The sequence below is a fragment of the Streptomyces sp. NRRL S-340 genome (assembly GCF_000720185.1).
Taxonomy (GTDB): Bacteria; Actinomycetota; Actinomycetes; order Streptomycetales; family Streptomycetaceae; genus Streptomyces.
The window spans coordinates 1-16,651 of the sequence record NZ_JOIY01000072.1 but is presented as its reverse complement, the minus strand read 5'-3'; the positions used below and the strand labels follow the sequence as shown (position 1 = coordinate 16,651).

The following is a 16,651-nucleotide window of genomic DNA, read 5'->3' as shown; positions in this document are numbered from 1 at the left end:
TGCTCGCGCCGGACCGGCGGACAACTGCACCGTACAACCGTCACGTGTCCGGCGTCCGGCGTCCGGCGCACGCGCAGCCGGGCGCGCGTACGGTTTCCGCCGCCCGTACGGATCCGGGCGCAGGGCCGGTTCGGGGCGGGCGACCGGTTCCGGGCGGGCAGGCGGTCCGTCGGTCGCGGGCGAACGGCCGGTTCCGGACGGGCGGCCGGTTCCGGACGGGCGGTCCGTCGGTCGCGGGCGGGCGGACGGTTCCGGGCGGGCGGGCGCCGTCCTCACCGCACCGCGCCGGCCGCGAGGGCCGACTCCACCTCGGCGGCGGTGGGCATCGCCGAGGAGCATTCGAGGCGGGAGGCGACGATGGCGCCCGCGGCGTTGGCGTGGCGCATGACGCGCTCCAGGCCCCAGCCCGCGAGCAGTCCGTGGCACAGCGAGCCGCCGAAGGCGTCCCCCGCGCCGAGGCCGTTGAGGACCTCGACCGGCAGCGGCGGCACCTCCGCCGTCTCGCCCGTACGGGCGAGCGCCAGGACGCCCTTGGGGCCCTGTTTCACGACCGCCAGGCCCACTCCCGCGTCCAGCAGGGCGCGGGCGGCGGCGTGCGGGTCGCGCAGACCGGTGGCGACCTCCACCTCGTCGAGGTTGCCGACGGCGACGGTGGCGTACCGCAGGGCCTCGGTGTAGAAGGGGCGGGCGGCGGCCGGGTCGCGCCAGAACACGGGCCGCCAGTCGAGGTCGAAGACCGTCGGGCCGGACTTCGCCCGGTGGGCGAGGGCGGCGAGCGTCGCCGTGCGGCTGGGCTCCTCGCTCAGCCCGGTCCCGGTCACCCAGAAGACCCGCGCCCCGCCGATCGCGGCCAGGTCGAGGTCGCCGGCCTCGATCTCCAGGTCGGGCGCCTTCGGTTGCCGGTAGAAGTAGAGCGGGAAGTCGTCCGGCGGGAACACCTCGCAGAAGGTGACCGGGGTGGGCAGTCCCGGCACCGCGGTGACGTAGCGGTCGTCCACGCCGAAGCCGCGCAGCGCCTCGTGGAGGTAGGCGCCGAACGGGTCGTCGCCGGTCCGGGTGATCACCGCCGTACGCCGGCCGAGGCGGGCCGCGGCGACCGCGACGTTCGTCGCCGAGCCGCCCAGGAACTTCCCGAAAGCGGACACGCGGGCCAGCGGAACGCCCGTCTGGAGGGGATAGAGGTCCACCCCGATCCGTCCCATGGTGATCACGTCGTACACGATCGGTTTCCCTTCGCGTCGGCTCCCCCGGTTCTAGTGCGGAAGGCGGAGGCCTGTCAATGCTTTGTCCGGACATTCGGACGAGAGGGGGACGGGGGTGCCGCCCGCAGGATCTGCCTCCGTCCGGCCGGCCCCTTTCCGCCCGCGCGGCCCGGATCCGTCACAAAGCAACTTCTTCGTCACACATGTCCCAGGTCCGTCTCCTGCCGGTCACATCCGTCCGACAGGCCCGTTCCGCTGCCGCCCGCGCGTCGTTCACGCGGCACAGGCTCAGTTGATCACCGGCGCACGCCCGGCTCCCCCGGCGGCCTCCCGGCCGCCTCCGCGGCGCGCGCGGGGAGGTGCACGTCATGACCGACCGGAAGCTCTGGTCGTACAGGGAGATCGCGGCGCACATCCGGGTGCAGCCGGACACCGTGCGGTCCTACCGCAAACACGGTCTGCTGCCCCCGCCCGACCGTGTGGAGGGCGGCCGGCCGTACTGGTACGCCGACACGGTCCGCGCCTGGGCGGCCGCCCGGCCCGGCAACCGGGGCCGCAGGGCCGCGGACTGACCGCCCCGGGCGCCCCGGGCGTCCCGCTCAGCGCCAGGGGTCGATCACCGTCACCCCGGCGCCCGGGGCCGACCCCATGGCCGCGAGCGCGTCCGGGGCGGCCGCCAGGCCGATGACCGAGGTCACCAGCAGGTCGGGGCGCACGGTCCCCGCCGCCACGAGCCGCAGCAGTTCCGGGTAGGCGTGCGCGGCCATGCCGTGGCTGCCCAGGATCTCCAGCTCCAGCGCGATCACGCGGGCCATGGGGACCGGGGCCGTGCCGTCCGCCGACGGCAGCAGGCCGACCTGGACGTGGCGGCCCCGGCGGCGCAGGCCGTCGACGGAGGCCGCGCAGGTGGCGGGCGAGCCGAGCGCGTCCAGGGAGAGGTGGGCGCCGCCGCCGCTCAGCTCACGGACCGCCGCGGCCGGGTCCGGGACGGCGGAGGCGTCCACCGCCTCAACGGCACCGAAGCCCCGCGCCAGTTCCAGGGCGCGCGGTGACACGTCCACTGCGATCACGCGCGCGCCGCACGCCGCGGCGATCATCACCGCCGACAGCCCCACACCGCCGCAGCCGTGCACGGCGACCCACTCGCCGGCGGCGGCCCGGCCCTGCTGGACCACCGCGCGGTAGGCGGTGGCGAAGCGGCAGCCGAGCGAGGCGGCGGTCGCGGACGGCAGTTCCCCGGGCACGGCCACGAGGTTCACGTCGGCGTGGTCGAGCGCCACGTACTGGGCGAAGGAGCCCCAGTGGGTGAACCCCGGCTGGGTCTGGCGTTCGCAGACCTGCTGGTCGCCCGCCGCGCAGGAGGCGCAGCCGCCGCAGGCGCACACGAAGGGGACCGTCACCCGGTCCCCGGGACGCCACCGGGTCACCCGCGCGCCCGCCGCCTCGACCACGCCGGCCAGTTCGTGGCCCGGCACGTGCGGCAGCGCGATGCCGGGATCGTGCCCCTGCCAGCCGTGCCAGTCGCTGCGGCACAGGCCGGTCGCCTCGACCCGCACCACGACTCCGTGCTCCGCCGGGTGCGGGTCGGCGACCTCACGCACCCCCGCCGGTTCCCCGAACCGTTCGAACACCACCGCCCGCATCGACCGCCCTCGCCTTCGCCCGCAGGTATCCGCTCGGGGAAACACTCGCGGAAAACGCCGCCGGGCGCACCGCGCCGCTCCTTTGATAAATACCCCCTAGGGGTATAGTGTCGAACGAAGTGAGCCCCTCCGGGCCACTCCCATCCCGCACACCACGACGAGGAGAGCGACATGACCGCCCAGACCGAGACCCCGGACACCGTCACCGCCGTCTACCAGGTGAGCGGCATGAGCTGTGGACACTGCGAGGGCTCCGTCTCCGCCGAGATCTCCGGACTGCCCGGCGTCACCTCGGTCAAGGCCGTCGCCTCGACCGGCGAGGTCACCGTGGTCTCCGCCGCCCCGCTGGAGGAGGCGGCCGTGCGCGCGGCGGTGGACGAGGCGGGCTTCGAGCTCGTCGGCCGCGCCTGAGCAGCGGGCGCACCTCTCACGTATCTCTCGACACCGGGCCGTATCGACCAGCTGATACTGGTTCTGTACGGCCCGGTCCGTTCTCTGGAGTACGGACATGACCAGCACCACCACCCAGGCAGCGACGCCCGCGGGGACACCGGCGCCCCCCGGCACCACCGCGGGCGCTCCGGGCGGCCCCGCGGCCACAGGGGCTTCCGGAGCCGCCGGCACCTCCGAGGTCGAGCTGCTCATCGGCGGGATGACCTGCGCCTCCTGCGCGGCCCGCGTGGAGAAGAAGCTCAACCGCATGGAGGGCGTGAGCGCGACGGTCAACTTCGCCACCGAGAAGGCGCGGGTGAGCTACCCCCCCGGGGTAGCGGTGTCCGACCTCGTCGCGACCGTGGTGAAGACGGGGTACACGGCCGAGGAACCGCCGCCGCCGGAGCCGGAGCCCGCCCCGCAGGGTCCGCAGGCCGCGCCTCCCGCCGACCCGGAGCTGACCTCCCTGCGGCAGCGCCTGACCGTTTCCGCGCTGCTCGCCGTCCCGGTCGTCCTGCTCTCCATGGTCCCCGCCCTCCAGTTCGACAACTGGCAGTGGCTGGCGCTGACCCTCGCCGCGCCGGTCGCGGTCTGGGGCGCCCTGCCCTTCCACCGCGCGGCGCTCACCAACGCCCGGCACGGTGCCGCCACCATGGACACGCTGGTCTCGGTCGGCACGCTCGCCGCGTTCGGCTGGTCGCTGTGGGCGCTGTTCCTCGGTGACGCGGGCATGCCCGGCATGCACGACGAGTTCCGCCTCACCGTCTCCCGGACGGACGCCGCCTCGACGATCTACCTGGAGGTCGCCTCCGGGGTCGTGGCGTTCATCCTGCTCGGCCGCTATCTGGAGACCCGCTCCAAGCGGCGGGCGGGTGCCGCGCTGCGCGCGCTGCTGGAGCTGGGCGCCAAGGACGTCTCCGTGCTGCGGGAGGGCCGCGAGGTCCGCGTGCCGGTCTCCGCGCTGGCCGTGGGCGACCGGTTCGTCGTACGGCCCGGTGAGAAGGTCGCCACCGACGGCACAGTCGTCGAGGGCACCTCGGCGGTGGACGCCTCCATGCTGACCGGCGAGTCCGTCCCGGCCGACGTGGGCGTGGGCGACGCGGTCACGGGCGCCACGGTCAACGCGGGCGGCCGGCTGGTCGTCGAGGCCACCCGGGTCGGCACCGACACCCAGCTCGCCCGGATGGCGAAGCTGGTCGAGGACGCGCAGAACGGCAAGGCGCAGGTGCAGCGGCTGGCCGACCGGATCTCGGCGGTCTTCGTGCCCGTCGTCCTCCTCATCGCCGCCGGCACCCTGCTGGCCTGGCTGACGGCCACCGGCGACGTCACCGCCTCGTTCACCGCGGCGGTCGCCGTCCTGATCATCGCCTGCCCGTGCGCACTGGGCCTGGCCACGCCGACCGCGCTGATGGTCGGCACCGGGCGCGGCGCCCAGCTCGGCATCCTCATCAAGGGCCCCGAGGTGCTGGAGTCCACCCGCCGCGTCGACACGGTCGTCCTGGACAAGACGGGCACGGTGACCACCGGCCGGATGACCCTCCAGGAGGTGTACGCGGCCGAGGGCACCGACGAGAAGCGGCTCCTGCGGCTCGCGGGCGCCCTGGAGCACGCCTCCGAGCACCCCGTGGCCCGGGCGGTCGCGGCCGGCGCCGAGGAGCGCGTGGGGCCGCTCCCGGCGGCCGAGCACTTCGAGAACGTCCCGGGGCGGGGCGTGCGCGGGCGCGTGGAGGGCCACGAGGTCGCCGTGGGGCGGCTCTTCCCGGACCTGCCCGAGGAGGTGGACCGGGCGCGGCGCGAGGCCGAGGCGAGCGGGCGCACGGCCGTCGTGGTCGGCTGGGACGGCGTGGCACGCGGTGTCGTCGCCGTGGCGGACGCGGTCAAGGAGAGCAGCGCGGAGGCCGTGCGGCAGCTGCGCGCGCTGGGGCTGCGGCCGGTGCTGCTGACCGGTGACAACCGGCCGGTCGCCGAGTCGGTGGCGCGGGCCGTCGGCATCGACGCCGGCGACGTGATCGCCGAGGTGCTCCCCGAGGACAAGGTCGAGGCCGTACGGCGCCTGCAGGCCGAGGGGCGGACCGTGGCCATGGTCGGCGACGGGGTCAACGACGCCGCCGCGCTCGCCACCGCCGACCTGGGCCTGGCGATGGGCACCGGCACCGACGCCGCCATCGAGGCCGGCGACCTGACGCTGGTCCGCGGCGACCTGCGGGTGGCCGCGGACGCGATCCGGCTGTCGCGGCGGACGCTGGCCACGATCAAGGGCAACCTCGTGTGGGCCTTCGGCTACAACGTGGCCGCGCTGCCGCTGGCCGCCGCCGGGCTGCTCAACCCGATGATCGCGGGCGCGGCGATGGCGTTCTCCTCGGTGTTCGTGGTGACGAACAGCCTCCGGCTGCGCACGTTCCGCTGAGCCGGCCCCCGGCCGGGCGCCTCTAGGTGCCCGGCCGGGGCAAAGTGCCGGACCCCCTGGAGTCCGGCGCGCGCCTCACATAAGCTCTTCACAAGGCTCGCGCATCTTCCTTACGCTTGGGCCTCGATCGCCATATCAGGGCTCTTGCGCACCTATGGGACATATGCAAGAGACGCACGTCACAGTGACGTGAACGTAACCATCAAAGGGGTTCGAAGGTCTAAGTTTGGCGATGTCAGGAAGCGTCTTGGGGGGCGCCGACTGACGTCCGGGGATGTCTTGGGGGACTTCCCTGGAACTGCGTTGCCGGGGCACGTACTTCGGGAAGCTTTGAGCGGCCCTCCCGGGCGTGCGCTGTCCCGGCAGAGCGCAGTGGTGCGGTACCGCGGTGCGGCAGTGGTGCAGGAGTACGGCATCACGGCACTGCGGCAGTAAGGCAGTACAGCGGTTCAGGCGCTGGTCTCCACAGACGCCCGGCCGGATCCCGTGGGGGGAATCCGTTACCGGGACATGGGAAGGCGCCCTGGTCGCCGGCCCGTGGGGGGACTGGCGTCGGGGCGCCTTCTCCTTTTCACGGCCGGCTCGCCCGCGGGGCGCCGGGGCCGGGGACCCGCCGTTCGGTCCCCCGCCCGTCCAGTGCTGTGGCCGTGCTCGGCCCCGCCGCCCGGCGGGAGGACGATTCGTCCCTCGCTCCGGGCCCTGCCGTCCCCCGCCCCTGACGCGCGAAGGCCCCGCACCGGCCGGCTGACCGGCGGATGCGGGGCCCGTGACCCGGGGGGCGGGGTGCCTCAGCGCTCCTCGACCGGGACGAAGTCGCGCTCGACGACGCCCGTGTAGATCTGGCGCGGGCGGCCGATGCGGGAACCCGGCTCCTTGATCATTTCCTGCCACTGGGCGATCCAGCCCGGCAGCCGGCCGAGCGCGAACAGGACCGTGAACATCTCGGTCGGGAAGCCCATGGCCCGGTAGATCAGGCCGGTGTAGAAGTCGACGTTCGGGTAGAGCTTGCGCTCGACGAAGTAGTCGTCGGAGAGCGCGTGCTCCTCCAGCTTGAGGGCGATGTCGAGCAGCTCGTCGGACTTGCCCAGCGCCGAGAGCACGTCGTGCGCGGCGGCCTTGATGATCTTGGCGCGCGGGTCGAAGTTCTTGTAGACCCGGTGGCCGAAGCCCATCAGGCGGACGCCGTCCTCCTTGTTCTTCACCTTGCGGATGAAGGTGTCGACGTCGGAGCCGGAGTCGCGGATGCCTTCCAGCATCTCCAGCACGGACTGGTTGGCGCCGCCGTGCAGCGGGCCCCACAGCGCGTTGATGCCGGCCGAGATGGACGCGAACATGTTGGCCTGCGAGGAGCCGACCAGGCGGACCGTGGAGGTCGAGCAGTTCTGCTCGTGGTCCGCGTGCAGGATCAGCAGCTTGTCCAGCGCGGAGACGACGACCGGGTCCAGCTCGTACTCGTCGGCGGGGACCGAGAAGGTCATCCGCAGGAAGTTCTCGACGTAGGAGAGGTCGTTGCGCGGGTAGACGAACGGGTGACCGATCGACTTCTTGTACGCGTACGCCGCGATCGTCGGGAGCTTGGCGAGCAGGCGGACCGTGGACAGGTCGCGCTGCTTCTCGTCGAACGGGTTGTGGCTGTCCTGGTAGAAGGTGGACAGCGCCGAGACGACCGAGGACAGCATCGCCATCGGGTGGGCGTCGCGCGGGAAGCCCTTGTAGAAGTTCTTGACGTCCTCGTGCAGCAGGGTGTGCCGCGTGATCTCGTTCTTGAAGGTGGAGAGCTCGTCGACGGTCGGCAGCTCACCGTTGATGAGCAGGTAGGCCACCTCCAGGAAGGTGGAGCGCTCCGCCAGCTGCTCGATGGGGTAGCCGCGGTACCGGAGAATGCCCTGCTCGCCGTCGAGGTAGGTGACGGCGGATTTGTACGCTGCCGTGTTGCCGTAGCCGCTGTCCAGAGTCACCAGACCGGTCTGGGCGCGGAGCTTCCCGATGTCGAAGCCCTTGTCGCCGACGGTGCTGTCGACCACCGGGTAGGTGTACTCGCCGCCGTCGTACCGCAGTACTACAGAGTTGTCGCTCACGTCTTCCCTCACCGACGTAGTGCCTCATCTTCGAGGTGCCCTGACTGTCTCTACCATCCCCCATTTGGCTCAGGAGAGTGCACTCGGGGTCGACCATTGGGCCTATCGGCGGCACTCAGTGCCGCCAACCTGCTCATCCTGCCCCCTCGACCGGGCGACGGGAAGTGCTCTGTGACCTTTGCGACTCGTTTGATCGATCATTTTTTGCGATGCCGGGGTGACCGCCGGGGCGACAGGGGTCCGCGACGGCCCGTTCGTGCATTTTTGTGGTCCCTGGGGCTCTTCTGAAGCTTTTTTACGCCTTCATCAGCCCTTGAGCCGGAAATCCAGCGCCGTGCACCGGCGTCCCGCCGACACCGTACGCACCGCCTGGCCGATCGCCTTGCGCGAACCGACCAGGACGACCAGCTTCTTGGCCCGGGTCACCGCCGTGTAGAGCAGGTTCCGCTGGAGCATCATCCAGGCCCCGGTGGTCACCGGGATGACGACGGCCGGATACTCGCTGCCCTGCGAGCGGTGGATGGTCACCGCGTAGGCGTGCGCGAGTTCGTCCAGCTCGTCGAAGTCGTAGGGCACCTCCTCGTCCTCGTCCGTCAGCACCGTCAGGCGCTGGTCGACCGGGTCGAGCGAGGTGACCACGCCCACGGTGCCGTTGAAGACGCCGTTGGCCCCCTTCTCGTAGTTGTTGCGGATCTGGGTGACCTTGTCGCCGACCCGGAAGACCCGGCCGCCCAGCCGCTTCTCCGGCAGGTCGGGGCGGCCCGGGGTGACGGCCTGCTGGAGCAGCCCGTTCAGCGCGCCCGCGCCCGCGGGCCCCCGGTGCATGGGGGCGAGCACCTGCACGTCCCGGCGCGGGTCGAGCCCGAAGCGGGCCGGGATCCGGCGCGCGGCGACGTCCACGGTGAGCCGGCCCGCCTCCTCGGTGTCGTCCTCGACGAAGAGGAAGAAGTCCTTCATGCCGTCGGTGAGCGGATGCTGCCCGGAGTTGATCCGGTGCGCGTTGGTCACCACGCCGGACTGCTGGGCCTGGCGGAAGACACGGGTGAGGCGCACCGCCGGGATCGGGCTGCCGCCGGCCAGCAGGTCCCGGAGCACCTCGCCCGCGCCCACGCTGGGCAACTGGTCCACGTCCCCCACGAACAGCAGGTGGGCGCCCGGCGGTACGGCCTTGACCAGCTTGTTGGCGAGCAGCAGGTCCAGCATGGACGCCTCGTCGACGACGACGAGGTCGGCGTCCAGCGGCCGGTCCCTGTCGTACGCCGCGTCGCCGCCGGGCTTCAGCTCCAGCAGCCGGTGGACGGTGGAGGCCTCGGCGCCGGTCAGCTCGGCGAGCCGTTTGGCGGCCCGGCCGGTCGGCGCGGCCAGCACCACCTTGGCCTTCTTGGCGCGGGCCAGCTCCACGACCGACCGCACGGTGAACGACTTGCCGCACCCGGGGCCGCCGGTCAGCACCGCCACCTTCTCGGTCAGCGCCAGCTTGACGGCCGCCTCCTGCTCGGGCGCGAGGTCGGTCCCCGTGCGCCCCTTGAGCCATCCGAGCGCCTTGTCCCAGGCCACGTCCCGGAACCCCGGCATCCGGTCCTCCCCGGTCCGCAGCAGCCGCAGCAACTGGGCGGAGAGGGAGAGTTCGGCCCGGTGGAAGGGCACGAGGTAGACGGCGCTGACGGACTCCTGCGCGTCCCCCTCGGCCGCGGGCACCCTCTCCCGTACGACCCCGGGGTCGCCGCCGTCCTCGTCCGGCTCCGCGAGGGCGGCCAGGCACTCGATGACGAGCCCGGTGTCGACCTGGAGCAGCTTCACGGCGTCGGCGATCAGCCGCTCCTCGGGCAAGTAGCAGTGCCCCTGGTCGGCGGACTGCGACAGCGCGTACTGGAGCCCCGCCTTGACCCGCTCCGGGCTGTCGTGCGGGATGCCGACGGACCGGGCGATCTTGTCGGCGGTCAGGAACCCGATGCCCCAGACGTCGGCGGCGAGCCGGTACGGGTGGTTCCTCACCACGGAGATCGAGGCGTCACCGTACTTCTTGTAGATCCGCACGGCGATGGAGGTGGACACCTCCACGGTCTGGAGGAAGAGCATGACCTCCTTGATCGCCTTCTGCTCCTCCCAGGCGTCGGCGATCTTCCTGGTCCGCTTGGGCCCGAGCCCGGGGACCTCGATGAGCCGCTCGGGCTCCTCCTCGATGACCCGGAGGGTGTCCACCCCGAAGTGCTGCGTGATCCGGTCGGCGAAGACCGGTCCGATCCCCTTGACCAGTCCGGAGCCGAGGTAGCGACGGATGCCCTGGACCGTGGCCGGCAGGACGGTCGTGTAGTTCTCGACGTGGAACTGCTTCCCGTACTGCGGATGGGACCCCCACCGCCCCTCCAACCGCAGCGACTCCCCCACCTGCGCACCGAGCAGCGCCCCGACGACGGTGAGCAGGTCGCCGGCGCCCCTGCCGGTGTCGACCCGCGCGACCGTGTACCCGTTCTCCTCGTTCGCGTACGTGATCCGCTCCAGCACCCCTTCGACCACGGCGAGCCGCCGCTCACCGGTGTGGGTCCCCGCCTGTTGCGCCATGGTCCCGACGGTACCGGTGGGGGGTGACAGGGGTGGATGGGCAGGGGGCGGGCGGGGAGGGACGGCCGCCCCGGGCGCGACTTCCGCCCCTGCGGCTCGTTACTTGTCCTGCCTGTACGAGAAGTACCGGTGCGAGCCGGTGCTCATCGTGACCACCCAGAGCAGCGCCACGGCACGATGGGCGTCCCGCCCCATCCGGCTCGGCTTCCCGGGCTGGGACTCGCTGACCGTCCGTCCGCTGGTGCTGGGCCCGGACAACGTGCCCGTGATCGCCGACGAACGGCAGGCCGAACGGGACGTACCCCTTGCGGTGCTCTCGGCGATGACACACGGCCGCGGTCCGCAGGCCCCGGCCATACTGGAGTCCCTGGCATCCGCTCTGCGGACGATCGACCCCGACAACGCCGCGGTCTTCGTGCAATTCGTCGACTCGTGCCTGGCCGACCCTCAGGCACAACAGATGTGGAGGGAACTGATGACGGCGACGCAGTACTTCTGGCGGCATCCCCTTGCCGAGCAGGTGCGGGAGGAGGGGCGGGAGGAAGGTGTGGAGCAGGGCCGCCTCCAGGACCGCCGGGAGATGACCCTGCGCATCCTCCAATGGCGGGGCATCCCGGTACCGGACGCCGTCCGCGAGCGGGTGAACACCTGCACGGACCTGGACCGGCTCGAGACGTGGGCCCAGCGGGCTGTGCAGGCGACGGATGCGCGGGAGGTGTTCGCCGGGGACGAGGAGTGAGGCCGTCGGCACCTGCCCGGCCCGGTCGGGTTCCGCGAGGGCGGCCTCGCGGAGCCGCTGACCGGGGAAGAAGGGCGACCCGTGAAGGCCGCTCTCGGCAGGCATGGAAGGTCTCCGCGAGCCGGCTCCGGGGAGAAGGCCGTGAAAGCACGGGATTCCGGGCGCTCGTGCGTGGAGGCTGTGGGGCGGCGGGCCGCCGGTGAGGGCGGCCCGCCCGGCTCACGGCGCCGGCCGGCGGGTCACACCGGGTCGATCACCCAGCGGGACGCCGTGCCGATGGTGGGCTGGAAGACGACCGTGGCCCCCACCTTTCCGTTCGCGTCCAGGTACTTGCCGCTCTGGTCGTGCCGGATCGACTTCGGACTGCCGGACGTCGTCGTCCACTTCTGGTACGCGCCGCCGTTGCAGGGGAACGTGTAGACGTCCGTGCCGTTCCCGTCGAGGCAGTGGCCCGACGCCGGGTTCCTGAAGACGCCGCCGCTGATCTGCCACACCTGCTTCGCGCTGCGGTCGCAGGTGCCGAGGACCAGGTTGCCCTTGCCTCCCGAGATGTTCACCTGGAGGCAGGAGTTGCTGCTGTTGCCGTTGATCACCTGGTAGTTCACCGCCGCCGCCTGGGCCGAGGTCGCGCCGCCGGCCAGCAGCGCCGCACCGCATGCGAGCGCCGCGCCCGCGCCGGCGAGTCGGGTGAGGCTTGCCTTGAGTTCCATGGTTGATCCCCTCGTCGAGTTCAGGTCATCGGCGTTCCGTCTGTGCCGCCGTCCACGGTGCCGGGTGGTGCCGCGCGGGTGCGGCGGTCCCGGAGGAGTCCGGATCCGCCGGGCTCCCCCGCTGGCCGCGCCGCGTCCGCGGGCTTGGGAGTCCGGACGGTTCCGGAGAGCGGAGCGGGGGAAAGCCGCGTACATGAGGGGACCTGGCTCACCACAAAGCTGGTTCGTCAACCGGTTGCAGCGGTTGCGCACGGCCGCGGGCTCACCGGCCCAGGCGCGGTTGCTGGCCCACGACGAGCACAAGGTCCTCACCCGGTCGTCGCTGTCGGACCTGCTGGCGGGCAAGTTCAGCAAACCGCCCCCGTGGGAGCGGGTCGCGGCCTATGTGGCCGCCTGCGTCCGCGCCGCGCACGCCGGTCGGATCGACCTCTCCTGCGAGGAGGAACTCGCGCGGCTGCGGAGCGACCACGCCACGCTCACCGACCTGTTCGAGACCGCGGCCGGAAAGGCCGGCGCGCCGGCCGCCCGCCCTCCGGGCCCGCGGCGCCGTCCGGCGACCTACCGGCTGCCGCCGCGCAACACCCACTTCACCGGCCGCGACGCCACCTTGCGCGAGTTACGGCAGCGCCTGACCTCGGGCGGCGAGGGCGCGATGCAGGTCGTGCACGGGCTGGGCGGTGTCGGCAAGACACAGCTCGCGGTCGAGTACGCCTACCTCTACCGGTCGGAGTACCGGTTCGTGGCGTTCGTGGACGCGGAGGACCCCGATCTGGTGCCCTCGCAGTTCGCTTCGCTGGCCCGGGAGCTGGGACTGGCGGAGGTGGACTCCGAACAGGTCGTCCCCCGGGTGTACGGCGAACTGCGGGACCACCGGCCCTGGCTGGTCATCTTCGACAACGGCGAGAGACCCGGCACGCTCATGGACGCGCTGCCGTCGGGTGATCTGGGCAGCGGCGGCCACCTCATCGTCACGACCAGGCTGCGCGGCTGGTCGGGCAGGGCCGGCGTCATCGACCTGGACGTCTTCTCCCGGCGGGAGGCTGTGGAACTGCTGACCCGGCGGGTGTGCGGGATGACCGCAGCGGTGGCGGACCGGATCGCCGAGCACCTGGGGGACCTGCCGCTGGCGCTGGAGCAGGCGGCCGGGTACATGGACTACCACCACACCGCGCCCGCGGAGTACCTGGCTCTGCTGGCGTCGCGGCTGGAGGACATGATCGCACTGGGTGAACTGACCGACCGGCCGGCGGTGGTGGTCGCCACCCTGTGGCAGCTCAGCGTGCGCAAGCTGCAGAGCCAGCGTCCGCAGGCCATGCGGCTGCTGGAGCTGTGTGCGCTGCTGGCCCCGGAGCCGATCCCGCTGGACCTGTTCGGCGGCGGCGAGGAACCGCTGATCGCGGCGGCGGCCGACCCGGTGGCGTGGGACACGACGGTCGGTGCCCTGGCCGGCCTGGGGCTCGCCCGGCGCGGCGCCTCCTCCCTGGTGCTGCACCGCCTGGTGCAGGCCGCCATCCGCGCCGCCATGCCGGACGACGTGCGCGCCGACGCGCGCACGCGGCTGTGCCGGACGCTGCTCGCGGCCGTGCCGCACGACATCCACGGTGACCCGCAGGCGCGGTCGCGGTGGCAGGAACTGCTCCCGCACGCCCTCGCGGTGACCAAGGACGAGCCGCCGGCCGAGTGCGCCGCCCAGACGGCGACGCTGCTGCGGCTGGCGTCGGCGTTCCTCCTCTCGATCGGGGACCACTCGGTGGCACTGCCCCTGTGCGAGCGGGCTCTCGCGATCGACGAATCGCTCGGGCAGCGGGACGCGGAGACCGGCTTCGACCTGATCACCCTGGCGCAGATCCACCGGGACCGCGGCGCTCCGGAGCGGGCGCGTCCGCTGGCGGAACGTGCGCTGGGCCTGCACGAGTCCTGTCTGCCGGCGACCAGTCCCGCCATCGCGACGGACCTGGCCACCCTGGCCCGGATCCGTCACCTTCTCGGTGATCACGAGGCGGCGGTGCCCCTGGCCGAGCGGGCGCTGCGGATCGACGAGGCGGCGTACGGGCCGGACGACCCGTACGTGAGCTTCGACCTGATAGCACTGGCCAGTGTCCACCTCGACCTGGACGACCACGCCGTGGCCGTGCCGCTGATCTCCCGGGCGTTACGGATCCGCGAGGCCAGTTACGAGCCGGACCACCTGTACATCGGGTACGCCCTGCTGCTCAAGGCCCGGGCCGTGCACGCGCTGGGCGACCCGACCGCGGCGGCCCTCGCGCGCAGGGGCGCACTGATCCTGAACACCCGGCTGGGCAAGTCCCACCCCAAGACGGAGGACGCCTTCGCTCTGGCCAACCGCCTACTGGAGGAAGGCAGTTGCCGCGAACACGGGGAACTCTCCGCAGCCGCCGAGGCCGACGAGACGGAGCCGCCGCACCGGTCCGGGGCTCGCGTCCGTCACGGGCACCGGGGGCGGTGACGTGAGCTGCCGCGGGCGGTCTCGCGAGGGAGGCGGTGACGTGAGCCGTCGCGGGCGGCGGCTGTCGTCTCCGCGCTGCGGCACGACGCCTGCGAGACTCCCTCGGCCCCTGCTCCTGCTCGGCTGCTGACCACTCGGGGGGCTACTGGCTACTGGCTACTGGCTACTGGCTACTGGCTACTGGCAGGGACTGTGGGCTACTCGGCCTCGTGGGGTCGCGGACCGGGGATCGCGGCCCTGTGCGGAGGCCCTGCCGGTGGGCGGACCATGAGGACGTCGACCGGGTCCTCCGCTTCCAGGACGAAACCGTGGCGTTCGTAGAGCCGGCGGGCGGGGCTGCCCTGGAGGACGTGCAGCGCGACGGCCGTGCCTTCCGCGTCGGCCCGTTCCAGCAGCGTGCGCAGCACGGTGGAGCCGAGGCCCCGGCCCTGGTGCCGCGGGGCGAGGTAGAAGTGCTCCAGCCACTGCCTGCCGTCGACCGGGCGGAACGTCACACAGCCGGCGAGTTCGCCGTCGGCCACGATGACGGACGTGTACCGGGTGGAGAAGGCGTCCCGCAGCCGCTGCCGCACCCGGTGTTCGTCGTAACGCCCGAGGCGTTCCAGGTCGGCGCGCATGACCGCGGCCCGCAGCTCAGCGATCGGCTCGACGTCGGCCGTCACCGCGGGACGCAGGGCCCAGCCGGTGGACCGCGCGGTCGTCTCGGTGCTCATGGGCGGAGTATTTCACCGCACTTCGGCGGCCCGTCGTCGTGTTTTCCTGCGGGTCACAGCTGGCTGGTCAGGTCGGGGCCACGCCCGTCGGTCACCTCCGGGTCCGCGACTCCGTACCCTTCCGCGACCCCGAAGTACGTAGCCTCCCCCGGTTCCGCAGCGACTCCCAGCATGCCGTCCAGCTCCTTCAGGGCCGCCGCGAGACGCGGAGCGTTCTGCCGGTGGACTTCGGGGTGCGGCATACCGCGGAAGTCGTACGGGCCCCAGATGTCGTGATAGACGGACACATCGGCCGAGAGGCCCAGGGGCTCTGACGAAACAGTGAGCTCAACCAGGCGGTCTTCATAGCGCTGGACACCGTGCTCGTCAAGCCAAACACCGACCCCCGTGACAAGGAAGCCACTAAATTCAGCATTTGGAAAACCGACGGGGCGCAATTCTTCGACTCTGCGCGCCGTCCCTTCATCATCAAGGCGAGCCGTGAGTTGCAGCCGGGTCTTCCCGACCGCACCTCCCTGTTCGGGAACGGCCCAGAACCATTCCAGCCCGTCCGGGCGAAGCAGTTCGTGCTTCCTCAGCACATCGGACATCCGAGCTGCAGCACTGAGCGCCGCCCGCAACCCTGGCGTCGCGTAATCTTCCAGGTCCCAGAACCAGGATGCACACTCACGTGACGCTCGCATGAGAATTGACATTTTTTCCTCACGGATAAGTAGGGCCGTTGGCCGGAATGGTGACCGAGCCGTCTTCGAAGCGAAGCACGAACGTGGCATTCGTTATTCTAGCCCGGTTGGCGATGCGACCAAGGATCTTGTCGGTGAGGGCTGTCTTTGTGTCATGGACGTCCAGAATCGCCACCTTCTGACCGTCGATGTTTCCCATCAATTGCTTCTCCGCGATCTTCCTCGTCGCGGTATTGAGTCCCGCCGCGTTGTCGACATCCTTGAGCTGGACGCCGTACTCGATGCGATCGCCAGACCGCACCAGCACGTCCAGATCAAGGCTGTCTTTGGGCACCTTCCATTCGAACGCCAGCCCCTTGACGCCCTGCCGTTGGAGATCCATCGCATGTTCCATGGCCATGTAGACCGCAGGCGACATGTCACTGCTCTTGCTGACTTGCTTGCACTGGTCGAGGAGATCCTTGTAACCAGGGAGATGGGACAGTTGTCCCTCCTTGATGTACTTGGCGATCCCCGCACCGTACTGGCTCTTACTGAGTCCAGTGAGGCACTTTTCGATGTCATGCGGCTGCATCTTGGCGCGTGACAATTGCTCCGCGACGGCCGCGTGATCCTCCGGCTGCATGCGCCCCGTGGGCTCCGACGGTCGCTCATGCCCTTCGCTGTAGTCCACGTGCGGCGGCTCATGGCCGGCGCCTGTCCCGCCATGTCCAGTATGCGCCGGTCCTTGGCCACCACCCGCGGCCCCTTCGCCGACGCCACCGCCTGGGCCGCCAGAGGCTGTGGCGCCCGGGCCCTCATGAGGCCCACCTCCATGACCACCACCATGATCCCCTGCGTGGTCTCCCCTGGGGCCGTTCGCAGGCGACTCATGGCTTGCGGAAGGCCCCGGCCCGTGTTCGTGGGCGTGGCCGCCGGGCAGGTGGTCGCCGGCGTGGCCGCTGGGGGTGTGCTGCGGGGCGTGGCCGCCGGGCAGATGGTCGCCACCCGCGTGGCTCGTGGGGATGTGCTCGCC

General features: G+C 71.8%; 12 protein-coding genes and 1 pseudogene. 5 read left to right on the top strand and 8 right to left on the bottom strand.

From position 1 onward, the window contains the following. Positions 1 to 272: 272 nt before the first annotated feature. Entirely contained in the window at positions 273 to 1,223 is a 951-nt protein-coding gene (gene iolC / locus IG64_RS36045) for a 5-dehydro-2-deoxygluconokinase (protein ID WP_037864448.1), read from the bottom strand. Positions 1,224 to 1,570: 347 nt separating this feature from the next. On the opposite strand from iolC, the gene IG64_RS36040 reads away from it, so the two are divergent. Beyond that, positions 1,571 to 1,774 (top strand): helix-turn-helix transcriptional regulator, encoded by a 204-nt coding sequence (locus IG64_RS36040; protein WP_037864446.1) that lies wholly within the window; start codon positions 1,571 to 1,573, stop codon positions 1,772 to 1,774. Between the two features lie 27 nt (positions 1,775 to 1,801). Here the strand turns inward: IG64_RS36040 and IG64_RS36035 are convergent, their stop codons facing one another. Further along, entirely contained in the window at positions 1,802 to 2,845 is a 1,044-nt protein-coding gene (locus IG64_RS36035; RefSeq protein WP_037864443.1) for a zinc-dependent alcohol dehydrogenase family protein, read from the bottom strand. 171 nt (positions 2,846 to 3,016) lie between these two features. Here IG64_RS36035 and IG64_RS36030 point away from each other — a divergent pair, with 171 nt between their 5' ends. Both IG64_RS36030 and IG64_RS36025 read left to right on the top strand, forming a co-directional pair. Then, positions 3,017 to 3,256, top strand: a complete 240-nt coding sequence (locus tag IG64_RS36030) for a heavy-metal-associated domain-containing protein (protein ID WP_037864441.1) — start codon at positions 3,017 to 3,019, stop codon at positions 3,254 to 3,256. A gap of 97 nt (positions 3,257 to 3,353) precedes the next feature. After that, positions 3,354 to 5,684, top strand: coding sequence for a heavy metal translocating P-type ATPase (locus tag IG64_RS36025; protein WP_037864439.1), 2,331 nt, complete (start codon positions 3,354 to 3,356; stop codon positions 5,682 to 5,684). Between the two features lie 788 nt (positions 5,685 to 6,472). Here IG64_RS36025 and IG64_RS36020 read toward each other — a convergent pair. Both IG64_RS36020 and IG64_RS36015 read right to left on the bottom strand, forming a co-directional pair. After that, the gene (locus IG64_RS36020) at positions 6,473 to 7,762 is read right to left on the bottom strand and encodes a citrate synthase (protein ID WP_037864438.1); all 1,290 of its coding nucleotides are present in this window, start codon (positions 7,760 to 7,762) and stop codon (positions 6,473 to 6,475) included. Between the two features lie 306 nt (positions 7,763 to 8,068). Then, positions 8,069 to 10,324, bottom strand: coding sequence for an ATP-dependent RecD-like DNA helicase (locus IG64_RS36015; protein WP_037864437.1), 2,256 nt, complete (start codon positions 10,322 to 10,324; stop codon positions 8,069 to 8,071). A gap of 100 nt (positions 10,325 to 10,424) precedes the next feature. Between IG64_RS36015 and IG64_RS36010 the strand changes: the two are divergent. Continuing rightward, a pseudogene (locus IG64_RS36010) lies at positions 10,425 to 11,063 on the top strand (hypothetical protein); the annotation flags it as partial. A 239-nt stretch (positions 11,064 to 11,302) separates the two neighbouring features. Here the strand turns inward: IG64_RS36010 and IG64_RS36005 are convergent. Continuing rightward, on the bottom strand, positions 11,303 to 11,773 hold the full coding sequence (locus IG64_RS36005) for an RICIN domain-containing protein (protein WP_037864436.1): 471 nt from the start codon (positions 11,771 to 11,773) through the stop codon (positions 11,303 to 11,305). A 193-nt stretch (positions 11,774 to 11,966) separates the two neighbouring features. On the opposite strand from IG64_RS36005, the gene fxsT reads away from it, so the two are divergent. Then, the gene (fxsT, locus tag IG64_RS36000) at positions 11,967 to 14,240 is read left to right on the top strand and encodes an FxSxx-COOH system tetratricopeptide repeat protein (RefSeq protein WP_078884417.1); all 2,274 of its coding nucleotides are present in this window, start codon (positions 11,967 to 11,969) and stop codon (positions 14,238 to 14,240) included. 197 nt (positions 14,241 to 14,437) lie between these two features. On the opposite strand, the gene IG64_RS35995 is transcribed toward fxsT, so the two are convergent. Genes IG64_RS35995 through IG64_RS35985 form a run of 3 tightly spaced genes read right to left on the bottom strand, consistent with a single transcriptional unit; the run spans position 14,438 to position 16,309 of the window. Beyond that, the gene (locus IG64_RS35995; RefSeq protein WP_051813761.1) at positions 14,438 to 14,953 is read right to left on the bottom strand and encodes a GNAT family N-acetyltransferase; all 516 of its coding nucleotides are present in this window, start codon (positions 14,951 to 14,953) and stop codon (positions 14,438 to 14,440) included. 53 nt (positions 14,954 to 15,006) lie between these two features. Beyond that, positions 15,007 to 15,648 carry a hypothetical protein gene (locus IG64_RS35990; RefSeq protein ID WP_234438729.1) on the bottom strand — a complete coding sequence of 214 codons (642 nt, stop codon included), beginning with the start codon at positions 15,646 to 15,648 and terminating at the stop codon, positions 15,007 to 15,009. A gap of 7 nt (positions 15,649 to 15,655) precedes the next feature. Further along, complete coding sequence (locus IG64_RS35985; protein ID WP_051813759.1) at positions 15,656 to 16,309, bottom strand: hypothetical protein; 654 nt, start codon at positions 16,307 to 16,309, stop codon at positions 15,656 to 15,658. Positions 16,310 to 16,651: the final 342 nt, after the last annotated feature.